Annotated in this window: 12 protein-coding genes; 7 read left to right on the plus strand and 5 right to left on the minus strand. The window is 48.4% G+C overall.

Features of this window, described 5'->3' with window-relative positions; genetic code table 11:
- The first annotated feature begins 11 nt into the window (after window positions 1-11).
- The 7 genes from HUK38_RS04715 to HUK38_RS04745 all read left to right on the plus strand — a co-directional run bounded on the left by HUK38_RS04715 (window position 12) and on the right by HUK38_RS04745 (window position 5,682).
- Window positions 12-176: a hypothetical protein gene (locus HUK38_RS04715; RefSeq protein WP_182582979.1), complete on the plus strand. Its 165-nt coding sequence runs from the start codon at window positions 12-14 to the stop codon at window positions 174-176.
- A gap of 252 nt (window positions 177-428) precedes the next feature.
- Entirely contained in the window at window positions 429-1,559 is a 1,131-nt protein-coding gene (gene dnaN / locus HUK38_RS04720) for a DNA polymerase III subunit beta (protein WP_182582981.1), read from the plus strand.
- Window positions 1,556-2,326 (plus strand): hypothetical protein, encoded by a 771-nt coding sequence (locus tag HUK38_RS04725; protein WP_182582983.1) that lies wholly within the window; start codon window positions 1,556-1,558, stop codon window positions 2,324-2,326. Before dnaN ends, HUK38_RS04725 begins: the two co-directional genes overlap by 4 nt.
- A 133-nt stretch (window positions 2,327-2,459) precedes the next feature.
- On the plus strand, window positions 2,460-2,945 hold the full coding sequence (locus HUK38_RS04730) for a terminase small subunit (protein ID WP_182582985.1): 486 nt from the start codon (window positions 2,460-2,462) through the stop codon (window positions 2,943-2,945).
- On the plus strand, window positions 2,917-4,803 hold the full coding sequence (locus HUK38_RS04735) for a terminase gpA endonuclease subunit (RefSeq protein WP_182582987.1): 1,887 nt from the start codon (window positions 2,917-2,919) through the stop codon (window positions 4,801-4,803). The genes HUK38_RS04730 and HUK38_RS04735 overlap by 29 nt, the downstream gene beginning before the upstream one ends.
- A 6-nt stretch (window positions 4,804-4,809) precedes the next feature.
- Window positions 4,810-5,076 carry a hypothetical protein gene (locus tag HUK38_RS04740; protein ID WP_182582989.1) on the plus strand — a complete coding sequence of 89 codons (267 nt, stop codon included), beginning with the start codon at window positions 4,810-4,812 and terminating at the stop codon, window positions 5,074-5,076.
- 78 nt (window positions 5,077-5,154) lie between these two features.
- Window positions 5,155-5,682, plus strand: coding sequence for a hypothetical protein (locus tag HUK38_RS04745; protein WP_182582990.1), 528 nt, complete (start codon window positions 5,155-5,157; stop codon window positions 5,680-5,682).
- A 217-nt stretch (window positions 5,683-5,899) separates the two neighbouring features.
- On the opposite strand, the gene HUK38_RS04750 is transcribed toward HUK38_RS04745, so the two are convergent.
- Genes HUK38_RS04750 through HUK38_RS04770 form a run of 5 tightly spaced genes read right to left on the minus strand, consistent with a single transcriptional unit; the run spans window position 5,900 to window position 11,683 of the window.
- Entirely contained in the window at window positions 5,900-7,963 is a 2,064-nt protein-coding gene (locus HUK38_RS04750; RefSeq protein WP_182582992.1) for a hypothetical protein, read from the minus strand.
- Between the two features lie 2 nt (window positions 7,964-7,965).
- Window positions 7,966-8,367 (minus strand): hypothetical protein, encoded by a 402-nt coding sequence (locus HUK38_RS04755; RefSeq protein ID WP_182582994.1) that lies wholly within the window; start codon window positions 8,365-8,367, stop codon window positions 7,966-7,968.
- Window positions 8,360-8,653: a hypothetical protein gene (locus tag HUK38_RS04760; RefSeq protein WP_182582996.1), complete on the minus strand. Its 294-nt coding sequence runs from the start codon at window positions 8,651-8,653 to the stop codon at window positions 8,360-8,362. Before HUK38_RS04760 ends, HUK38_RS04755 begins: the two co-directional genes overlap by 8 nt.
- A complete protein-coding gene (locus HUK38_RS04765) occupies window positions 8,650-9,771 on the minus strand; it encodes a hypothetical protein (RefSeq protein WP_182582998.1) in 1,122 nt (373 codons plus the stop codon). The genes HUK38_RS04760 and HUK38_RS04765 overlap by 4 nt, the downstream gene beginning before the upstream one ends.
- On the minus strand, window positions 9,764-11,683 hold the full coding sequence (locus HUK38_RS04770) for a hypothetical protein (protein WP_182583000.1): 1,920 nt from the start codon (window positions 11,681-11,683) through the stop codon (window positions 9,764-9,766). Before HUK38_RS04770 ends, HUK38_RS04765 begins: the two co-directional genes overlap by 8 nt.
- Window positions 11,684-11,685 lie beyond the last annotated feature (2 nt).

Consider the following 11,685-nt stretch of genomic DNA (forward strand, 5'->3'; position numbering starts at 1 on the left):
TTTGCGCTGGAATGATTTGGGATACGCGCTCAGGAAAATTGCGCATTAGCCTGCTGCTATTCGACGGTGAAACGGACACTTGGAGCATGATTCATCATCATGCAGCAGAATACACGGAACCACCGCTCCATTATTGCGAAATCCCGTACTTCACGCGCAATGAGATTTCTAAATAAAAAACGCTATGAACGAATTAACACAGATTAGTCGTGATGTAATGAATCATAGTCGGGTGATTGTGCCAGTGCAGACGATGTTGCAATTGATGGACTATGTTCACCACAATCAACCCACCGGAGAATTGTTTAACGCCGCTCAGGAAATCTGTAGCACATGGCGATATTGTCAAAACGATAGCTACTATGCATTAGTTGACCGAAGTAGCTTTATTTACTTGGTACGTTGTTTATCGCAATTGGAGATAGAGCGTGAGAATAGAAGTTGAAAAGAGTTTATTGATGCCAGTACTGGATAAGGTCGCCAGCGTTGCGGGCGGCACTCGGCAAAACCTGCCAATCTTGAATAACCTCTTATTGGTAGCCGATGGAGAGGAATTAAAACTGCGTGCGACTGATTTAGAAATTGATATTCAGACGCGCTGTGAATGCTACGTTCCCGAGGCGGGCGCTATTACTCTGCCGGCAAAAAAGTTGCGCGAAATTGTGCGCGCATTGCCGGCGAATGTTGATATTCACTTTGAAGTGATCGATGAGAAATGCAAGGTTAAATCAGGGCGGTCGCGCTTTACATTGGCGACACTGCCGGCAATGGATTATCCGTCGTTAGAGTTTGGCGGCGAGCAATTGGTTGATTTTATGTATCAACCCCAGCATTTACTGAGCGCACTGAATAAAGTCCGTGCGTGTATGGCAAAAGATGATGTGCGCTATTATTTGAATGGCGTTCTATTTCATTTTGCCAGCGAAAACCAATTGCGGTTAATTGCAACCGATGGGCATCGAATGGGATTTGTTGAAAATGTCACAATTGATCTGAATTGTGATTTTGCCGAACATCAATTCATTGTCACCAACAATGCGGTTGGGCAATTGATGTCTGTGTTAAATGACAAATTAAAAACGACTGAGCAGTCGTTAATCGCGTTTAGTGGGAAAAATATGCAGGCGACGTTCGGTGACATCATCATCACCACCAAACTCTGTGATGGTAAGTATCCCGATTATGAGCGGGTGATTCCTGACGTGGCGCCGCATTTAGCCTCAGTGGATCGCGTGGAATTGACGTCCGCGTTAAAACGTATGGGCGTTCTATCAAATGAAAAGCACAAGGGCGTCACATTTAATGTCGCGCCCAATAAACTGACATTAAAAGCATCTAACGCCGAGCGGGAAGAATCGGAGGAGGAATTGCAGTGTTTTTATGAAGGCGACGAGTACACGGTTGGTTTTAATATCAATTACTTGCTCGACATTATGAATGCGCACGACGGCAAAACCATTGTTATCTCGGCACTCGATGGGAACAATAGCGCGTCGTTTTTTAATGAAGATGAAGATGACCGCGATTCAAAACACGTTTTGATGCCAATGCGTTTATGATTAGAATTGATACCACAGATTTAAGAAATCTTGTTGGGTCGCTTGACCGCTTGGCAAAAGAGATGCCGTATGCGGTCATGCGGGCAATTAACAACACGGCATTTCAAGTACGCACTGCTGAACAAGCGGAAATATCTAATGTATTTGATCGCCCGACACCTTGGTTATTAAAGACAATTTATGTCACGAAAGCCACGACACAGCGTTTATCGGCTGCCGTTGGACCCAATGAATGGTTTACGAAAAGCGGTTATCGAGTTGGTCATTCAACACCGTGGGAGCGTGTATTAGCGCCACATGTGTATGGCGGCAAACGAATAAACAAGGCGTTTGAAAACCGCCTGCGCGCTGCGCGACTTTTGCCAGATGGTTGGTACGCGGTACCGGGTCAGGGCGCTAAATTAGACGCATACGGCAATATGCGCGGTGGCGATTTAGTGGCAATCATGTCGTGGATTGGTGCAATGGGTTTATACGCGGGTGATAATATGAATAAACGTGCCAAGCAATCACAACGCCGTAATAAAGCGCAGCAACGTGGCGAATCGTACTTTGCATTACGCACTGCGACGCATGGTTTAGCACCTGGTGTGTATAAAAAAACAGGTAGAACGTGGGTAACGTCAAGAATTAAACCTGTTTTAATCTTCGTTAATAAATCTAATTACCGCAAAAGATTAGATTATTATGGTGTGGCAAATCGTGTCGTTAACAGTGTTTTTGAAGCTGAATTAATAAAAGAAGTCAGAATAGAACGGATACGATGATTATGCACAAAATACAGTTACTGAAATTGTTTTTTATTTTTAATGATGTATAGCTCTGTACGATATTTCATAAACAGAGACATTACACGGTTCTAATTACCCTAATTCCGCGCTCTTAAAAAAGAACCTAACTATGTCGCTTGAATCAATTAGCTGGTACTCAGACAAGACAGGGATGACCCGCGTCACTGTCAAGAAGCGACTGGAAACGTCAGGCATAGCGAGCACTCATGGCGCTAAGTCCGCGATACTTTACGACACTAAAGATGCTCTCCCTGCCTTGTATGGGCGTGAGTCACTGTCAAATCAAGGCGACCTTATGTCCGCCCGCGCTGAGAATCTACGGGCAGACACACGCATAAAAGAATTAAAAGAACAGCAATTAAGAAGAGAACTAGCGCCGATTGTTGTGCTTGAATACGCGCTATCGTCATTATGTGCGCAAGTATCAGCAATACTTGATTCGATTGCGCCAAAGTTAAAACGTCGTTTACCGCAATTAACGGCGGCAGACATTGATATTATTCGTAGCGAAATCGCAAAGGCTCGCAATGCAGCAGCAACTATCGAACTTGAATTTGACAGCGGCAGTGAAAACAACATTGCAGAATACGATTAGACGTGGATTAAGTGTATTAAAACAACCACTGCCATTAAAGTTAAGTGAGTGGGCGGAACGTAATTTCTATTTGTCAACAGAATCTAGTTATGTCGAAGGCAGATGGGAAGCATATCCATACCAAGTTGGCATAATGAATTGTATTAGCAACGATGACATAAAAGAAATTACTGTTATAAAAAGCGCTCGGGTTGGTTTTACTAAAATACTACTGGCAGCAATTGGATATTTCGCAGAGCATAAGCGCCGTAATCAAGCGGTATGGCAACCAGTTGACGCGGACGCGGACGAGTTTGTTAAGACTGAGATAGATACCATGATCCGTGACATTCCAGTCATGCGCGCAATATTCCCGTCTTATAATCAAAAATCAAAACATAATACTTTGAGACAAAAGACATTTCTAGGATCAGTGCTACATATTCGTGGCGGTAAATCAGCCAAGAATTATCGGCGTTTATCATTAGATGCCGCATATTTAGATGAATTAGATGGCTTTGATGAAGTCGTGGAACAGGAGGGGACACCAGATGGTTTGGCAGTCAAGCGATTAGAGGGTGCATCGTTTCCTAAATTAGTCTGCGGATCAACACCAACGATTGCTGAAACATCGTTAATACAGCGTCGTGCCAATCAGGTAAATATGTTTATGCGTTACCACATACCATGTCCACATTGCGGTCAAACACAACCGTTAGAGTTTGGAGATAAAGACAGTCAATTCGGTTTTAAGTGGAAACAGAATCAACCACATACCGTGCAATACCAATGTATTCACTGCGGTCAGTTATTTAATCAAAACGACTACCTAACAACATGGCATGACGGACGCTGGGAGACAGATAACGGCGAATACTTTAATATCGATATTCAGTTTTTTAATCGTGATAATCAATCAATCGCTCCGCCAAGATCAATTGGGTTTCATATTTGGACAGCATACAGCCCACAGCTGACATGGTCAGACATGATTGACGATTGGTTACGGCGTAAAGGCGATCCGATTAAATTACGCGAGTTTGTTAATACAACGCTGGGAGAATCATGGCGTGAAAAGACAGAAAAAACCGATCCACAATTATTATTGACGAGACGTGAGAATTACACACAGTCATCAATACCATCGCGTGTGTTGTATCTCACTGCCGCCGCCGATATTCAAGACAATCGTGTTGAAGTTGAAATTGAAGGATGGCGCAAAGATGGTCGTGATAAACCACTGGAATCGTGGGGTATCAATTACATCGTATTAAACGGCGATCCCGCAAAAAGTGCGGTGTGGCAAGATTTAGATAAAATCCTGCTCAGTGATTACCATACAGAAGATGGACGTGTATTAAGAATTAAAGCAGCGTGTATTGATTCAGGCGGACACTTCGCAGCACAAGTGTATAGTTTTTGTGAATCACGACGCGGCAGAAATATCTACGCAGTCAAGGGCGTTTCTGGCAGTAGACCGATATGGACACAGAAGTCATCACAATCAAAAAAATACCAAGCGCAACTATGGTTAGTGGGTGTTGATGCGGCAAAAGAAACAGTGTATTCACGGTTAAAAATCCACGAACAAGGACCGGGTTATTGCCACTTTCCAGTGCATTACAATGAACATTATTTCAATGGCTTAACGAGTGAACAGGTACGCACTAAATACGTTAAGGGTAAACCAGTTAGAGAATGGTTTTTACCGCCGGGAAAACGAAATGAGCCGCTAGATATTCGTGCGTACAATCTAGCCGCGTTATTATCCCGACCAGTGAATTGGTCACAATTAGTGCAAACCGGCGGCGGTTTTAATAACACGGAATGGAGCACAGCGCCCAAAGCCGTGATTAGAAAACGTGAATCTCACTGGTAATAACAAATGTCGTTAGATGGCGATGTTTTAATTGACGTTAAGCAAGAATTGCTGCGTGAAGGGTTAGACTTGGCGGCAGTAACACGCGCACTGTCGCGTATTCGGCATCGCTGGGGCGGGCAGCGCGTATATGTATTGCAGATAGATCGTGCGGCGCGTAATGAAAAAATAAAGCAGGAATTAAAAAACGGCGTTCCAGAGCGTATTATCGCTAAACGAATTGGTATTAGTGTTTCAACGGTTAGGCGTAAGAAATCGGAATGGTTTGATTAGTATTTGACACGGACATTTTGCCCCTGTATTATTCAGTTCAAGCCAAGCACATCGCTAGGCACTAACGGGGAAAACACCATGGCTACGCAAATCCAATTTCTGACTGAACACTCATACGCCAGCTACTACGCGACGCACCTTGTGCAACGACGCACCGCTACCACGGTCACCATCGGCGGCACAACCCTTCGTGTCCGCATTGAAAACGACGTGGAGTTTGTCGAACACAACGGTATTCGGGTGAACGCCGACGGAACGTTCGGTCGTGTCATCCACCAATGGACGTGGTGTGCGGTGGCTGTGGCACAGCAACGCGACAACCGCGCTGAATTGCGCACGTTGTTTTGCACGTCGCGCAATCGCACCGCCTACGCTGACACCGCCATTGCCCGCCGCGTGTCGCCCACCTGCCACTGGATGTCCGTCACTGTAGAAGACATGCTGCACGGCGACCTGGCCCGTCACCGCGCTGAATTGCGCACGTTGTTTTGCACAGACCCTAACCGCCGCGCCCGCCACAGCGACATTGTTGAAACACACGAAACAGAATTGCCGCTCTACATTGAACACATGATCACAATCCCAGCGGGAGTAACCCTGCATTGAAAATGCCAAACATCCAGGAATGGAATCCTGACCCTGAATACCTCAGGGGGCTAATTAAACAAACAGGCTACGGCGTCAACCGCCTAGCCGCCGAATTGGGAGTGAGAAATCGGGAGTTTCGGTATTACATCTCCCCCACGGATAGCGCTGTCTACAAAGTAGCGCCCTATTGGTTTCAGTATCTGTTGGAGTGCGTCGCAGAGGCTCACAGCGGCGATTAGACGTCGATGTCCATACCCTGTAGGGCAGGCGCTACAGATTCGATTACACCGCCGCGCACATACACCCAACTGTCCACGTTGGCCTCACCGCGTACACGCATAGTACCGCCCGCCAACGGTGACACTGTACAGGTGTCGTCACCGTGCACTGTATCAACGTGGCACACAAGCAACGTGTCGCTTGGCAACAACTTCAACCAACGGCTAAACGTATTGCCGGTTGATTCACCAATCGTCACAGACTGACGCACAGCCACCCGATCACCGCTTAATTGCGCGCTAATGTCCACAGCGCACACAATCCCGCGTGATCCCAGCAATTCCACATACTCACCCACGTTTAGCATTGGGAAATCTTGACCGCCCATTGGCATCGTCGCCTGAATAATTGCGGGTTGGGTGTGTTGAGCGGACAGCACCCGACTACCCAACAGCCGCGCACCAACCGCGTCGGTCACTAACGGGCATTCAACCGTACTCGCCACATGATCGCCCGCCGTGCCACTCAGATACACCCGTGCCATGATCCCGCCCGGACTACCGCCGTGCACCACAACCGCATTAGCGCGTACCGATCCCTCGGCGCCACCATCACAACTCAACACGCCCGCGTCAGTAATCACCCGCGAGGGCAATTCATCCGCAAACTCCCATGGCAAAATCGGATAGCGCGGTAAAGCCGTCACCCGTTGCAACACGCGATCAGGAATTAACACCAATCCAACCGCTTGTGCAGCATCGTGCATTGCTTGAATTGGCGTTTTCTTTTGCCATGAATAACTCCCCGCCGGCAATAACCAGTCGGGCGTCGTGGTTGGGTACACCAACTCCCAACTATTATCTACCGGCAAGCGTTCATTTAATAACTGTGCAAAAGTGCGATCTTCTGCCAACATCCCATCTGTAGGCAGACAATAGGGATCAGACAGCCACGCTGTTAAACCGCGCCCACTCATTTGAATTGCATTTTTACCAAAGGTGCGATTGTGTGACCAATTCTCAACTAATACCCGCCAATAATACTGATCTATTCTGATTTCAATAGTTGCTGGTCGCCCGTCCAATTCAGGTTGCAATGCCGCAAGTGACGGCCGACCCAATACAGTCGCGCTAAATGACCACGCCCAACTGTCAGCATCAAACTTTAATGACACATTGGAAACGTGAATATCGGGGCCGTCGGGCAAGCGCCGAACCGACAAATCATGTTGCAACATATAGTACGCCCTACCCTCTAAAACACATTTCATGCCAAGTGACAAACGAGTGCCACTGTTACGCCCGCGACCTAAACACAGACGAATCACCCGCCGCGTGATCGGAATATCGCCCGTTGGTGGTGGGAAAACCGGCCGTTTCCAGCGCTCAGGCAACCCAGCATCATCCCAACAAGTCTGATACGGCGCTCGCAGACCGGCGCCGTCGGCAAAACACACAGTCAGCGGCCGCGTCACCAAATCACCGTCAACCCAACACGTCGCCACGCCCGCCGCGGCCAGCGGCAAATTGACAAAACACACCGCTTGACCTGCGCCCACCAGCGCCGCGTCATCCCAGCACGTCTGCCGCTGTTGCGTGACCAATAACGACTGATCCCAATCAATCATTCCACGCCCGCAAAACTGCGCCGCGTCATCCCAGCACGTCTGCCGCGCATTCGTGACCAATAACGACTGATCCCACGCAATCGCTTGGATTTGCGGGCAAGTTCCCGCCGACTGCCAGTCAGGATTGGCCACGCCCACCAACGCCCGCCCGTCATCAAAAGCAGACACCATGCCACGACTCAGCGCCGCCGCGTCAACCCAACAAAATGGCGCAGTTGAGACAGTATCAGGCAACAGATTGATGTTGAAATCAAGATTGGCATAGCCTGTCATAGGCGGGAATGACGCGGCCACGGTCGCGGCCACAATGTGCCGCAGTTGAATATCGCCCACCAATGCGGGCAACACACCCGCAAAATCACCCGCGCTGGCGGTTGACTGACACGGCAAACCCAGTGTGAGCGCCGTGCCAGTGTTGCTACCTCGTGCAAGGCATAAACGGATAGCGGGCATTGTCAGCCTTCAGACAACGTAAAACTCAGAATAGAAACGAGCGCACCTTCAACAAGGTTAATGTTGTCTAAAATCAACACGTTACCACTGCCAAGCAACCCGACATCAAAATCACCAATCACCGCGTCGGCCGCGTCAACCAGTCTGCCAAAGGTGGCAATGCCAGTGGTCAACACGGTCGCAGGATCAGTTCCCGCCGCCAATGTGAACACACCGTCGGCCGCGTCACCGGACGGAATTGGCAACATAAATTCTGCCAATACCACCTGATCTGATAGCGCCGTGTCAGGCATCGTCGGGATCGCCCCGCTGTACAGTGTGAGTTGCGCGCCCGACAACCAGTCACCCACCAACTGCGCCCGTTGGGTTTTGCGGGCAACGGCAAGACGGCAAATCTCACTCATTATCCCGATCCTCAGGTGTCACATAATCACGCAGCGCGCCATTCACCGGCTCGTCACCGTGATCGTGTGCCACGCAAAAATACAGATCACTGTTAATCCAATCGAATTGAAAATCGCCATTTTCATTCGATCTTGTTTGTTGTACTAATTGACCGCTGGGTTGATGATACAGCCTGACTCGATAAGCGCCGCGTACTCCCAATTCATCTGTCGTACCGACGATCTTATGACGCCCGCCATAAAACATGTCACGGCGAATCGGTGAATGAAAAACACGCCCGCTCATGTCCAAGGCCCCGTGATGTCAATGGCGCAGACGAATTGATTAGTGCCAGACACTGATTGACAAAACAGCGTCCGCCCCATTAACTGCGGAATATCTGTAATGATTGTTCCTTGCGGGATAGATGATTGGGAATGGATTGGATTCCATAGCCCGGGTAACATCCCGCGAGCAACATTTGCCGCCGTTTCCCACATTTCAACCGGCCAAGCATGGAAGTTATTATCGACGGGTGACGGATAAGGTTGCGGGGCATTAGAGAAAGCATTGCTTTTAGAGTGTGAAGACCCGCCGACAGTAATGACTCCTGCTGCGCCTGTATAACTACGCAACATCAGAGAGGAACTCAATAGACTATAAAATATGGGGGGGGAGGTAGCGCCGGCGGAGTTTGAGGCATTTAAGACGCAAGAATAAAGATCACCAGCTTTGTAGCTATTCAAATCACCAAAGGCGGCTGCGGTTTTCCATACGTTTTGATCGATAAACAAATACGCCATCTTATCATTTGCAATCAATCGCCACGCCATTGGCGTACTATTCGCGGCGTTGGAATGATGAATATAGCGCAATGATGACGCCGTGCTATTCGTACCAGTGTCAACATCCGACATCGTTTCATACAGCGCAATTAACGCTGTATAGGCAGTCGACGGCGACACCCCATTATCCTGCACACGAATTAACGCCGGACTTGCGTCAAGTGCCGTCCGCGCATACACCGCTTTATTCGTGCCACTGTAGCGTTTCTCCCAACCCGCCGGCGCTCGCTTGACGGTGATCGTGCCAGTCGCCGTGCAATCGGCAATTTCACTGGTGGCAAAGGTTAGCGTCGTGGTATTCGTGACACTTGCCACTCGCCACTCGCCATTTAATGCGGCAGGTTCAGCGCCGGCAATTAAGATCACGGGGCCAACATTGCCCACCATTGTAAAACCATGACCGGTGCTGACAGTCAGGGTCGCCACGTCACTCGCAACCGACAACGTCGCCACAGTCACCTGCCCAAAGCCATTCACCAAACAAGCGTCAAGCAAGCCGATCAAGCTACCCACTTGACCCGTACTGGTGGGTGCGCCCGCTTGCGCCGATTCAAAAAACTTAACGCTAGTATCAAGCATCAGTATTGCCTATAAATAACAATTCCACGCAATCGGTCAATTCCGTCGGCGGACTGGGTTGCACGGCACGAATTAAATCAACTGGATAGGTGGCGCCATGAACATTAAACCGCAAACAATTACCCGTCGCCCAACCCAATCCCCACCCTTCTTTTTTAATCTTAAAATACGCCCGACTGGTTAATGAGTTAATCGGTTCGCAATCGGTGTTAATGTCACCAACGGCAATTAACCCGAGGTTTTCGCCAATAACTTGATAATCAGTCGCGCTAATAAACTTCACTAAAAAGCGATCAGGATACGCACCATCGTTTTTAACCACAATGGGATAAAGCGCATCGTTGTATTGCGCAAGCGGCGCCGAGCCAATTAACGAATCACTCCACGCGCTCGTCCATGTTGATTGTGAAAACAAATTAGATACCCGCGCTTGCAATGTACCCGCATACATCACACCGGAACAATAACTGCCTTCAATAAACGTGTGCGATAGCGGCGTCATTAACGTGATTCGACCAGTAATATCGGTTGAGATCACCCGTGCCAAGTCAGCAATGGTATGCTTCACATGATAGGGCGAGGTCAAGCCATTTAATGACAGCGCGGCCGACAACGTAATTAAACCAGTTGCCCGATCAACTGAATAGAGTGACGGATCAAGTGCCACGCCATTATCACCGACAATAATAGCGCGATACAGCCGCGTTTGATTCGTGTTAATGACTTGATTGGGTGTTAATGATGAATACGGCGTATCAATCGTATGATGCACCAATACCAAATCACCGGGTTTATAAATCAAGGTTTTGCCGTCGGGCGGGAGTTTCGCCGCGTCCAATCCCAATAGATTGCTGTCAGGTGGCAAATAAGAACTGGCAACCGCGTTATACACAATCGTTTCGGCACTGACCAATTTAGGTCGCCAAATCTTCTCCACTTCTTCAATAATCACAATTGCGTCTGGGTTATACCACGGCTCCAATTTTTGCGCGTCGGTTAAATCCTCAACCAAATACCAACGCCCAAAGTTTGCTTTAACCACGCCGCGAGTGTAATCGCATTTAATGATGCAATCATTATCAATTAAAATACCCGTATCATTCACGGTTTTATTATAAGCAGTGCCAGTCAATGCACTCCAGCGCAATTGCAATGTGCCGGGCTTGACGGGTGAAATGGGAATACGAAACGTCACCGCGTCAACCGGTTGACTGCCAATCTGTGTTAATAATGACTCCAACGTGATCGTATTCGCCATACCACCAACCCATTGCGTCAAGGCAACCGTGCCAGTGGTGGGATCGAGTGAACCGACAATAGTGCCAGCGCCGGTCGCCGGTGACGGATCACGATAGATCGCGCCCGCATTGTCAACAAAAACCGACGTGCCAATCTTAAATCGAAGGGAATTGCGGGTAATGCGCCGAGCAAAACCCGGTGTGACATCTAAGTCAATGGCGCTCAAGGTCACGGTTTCCGTCGTCGTAGACGGCATCAATGCCGCTTTATATTTCACCATAATAGGGTCACCGGGAACACAGTCAACGTCAACCGTCGTGAAATCATAACCCGTTGTCACTAATCGCGTTGATTCGCTCGAATTAGTCCCTCCATTATCAGTAATACTTTCTCCTTCCGTTCCCATCTCCTTCGATGTCGTCGTATTTCTAATAGCCTGCGCTTTTGATTGTGGATTAAAACTAATAGCGCCGGTCGTGTAATCCACTGTGCCGGCATTTGCATTTTGCGATGTGTACAAATTGCCGTCAGTATCATCAAGCAACGTCACCGTACCCGATAATTCAGCAATAACCCAATTATCACCATTCGATATTGTTGTTTGTGAATAGTCCAACGTAGGTTGATAAAAAGTGCTGAGGTTTACTACAGATAATCCGTTAGCAACTGGCATAA

Source organism: Thiospirillum jenense, assembly GCF_014145225.1.
GTDB lineage: Bacteria > Pseudomonadota > Gammaproteobacteria > Chromatiales > Chromatiaceae > Thiospirillum > Thiospirillum jenense.